The sequence below is a fragment of the Vibrio sp. 10N.222.52.C12 genome (assembly GCF_041474215.1).
GTDB classification, from domain to species: domain Bacteria; phylum Pseudomonadota; class Gammaproteobacteria; order Enterobacterales; family Vibrionaceae; genus Vibrio; species Vibrio crassostreae_C.
On the sequence record NZ_JBFRTR010000200.1, the window covers coordinates 1 to 426 of the forward strand.

Annotated in this window: 1 protein-coding gene; it reads right to left on the reverse strand. The window is 38.3% G+C overall.

Translation table 11 applies throughout. The annotated features are described in order from the left end of the window. Nucleotides 1–21 precede the first annotated feature (21 nt). Nucleotides 22–318: a helix-turn-helix domain-containing protein gene (locus AB4623_RS23655; RefSeq protein WP_055318964.1), complete on the reverse strand. Its 297-nt coding sequence runs from the start codon at nucleotides 316–318 to the stop codon at nucleotides 22–24. Between the last annotated feature and the right edge of the window lie 108 nt (nucleotides 319–426).

A 426-nucleotide genomic window follows, 5' to 3' on the forward strand; every position in this document is an offset into this window, starting at 1 on the left:
AGTATTTAAGCAAGCAAACCGTTAGGCAAGTTTCTTGTCGCTGGTTACTTTTTCGACAATGCCGAGCTCTAATAGGATAGAAAAGTCGGGGCTAATTTGGCCCGACTCGGGAAGAACGTCGCTAGTTACCAACCAATAGGCATACTTTTTAAAAAGCTCATGCTGTGTGATCTTTATCAAATTTTCTTCACTTACCCCTCTTTTTTCTTGCTCATAGTTACGAAGAGAAATTAAAGGCATATCAATTAGTTGAGACATTTCATTTTGAGTTAACCGTTCAGCGATACGAATTGCTTTGATCTTTTTTCCCAATTTCACTCTTGACCCCTCTAATCCATATGGACTACATTGATAGTCATCCAAACGGATTACAAAATGCAAACCTACATATTTCCGTGTATTTCACGAAATCATCAAACCTACGAG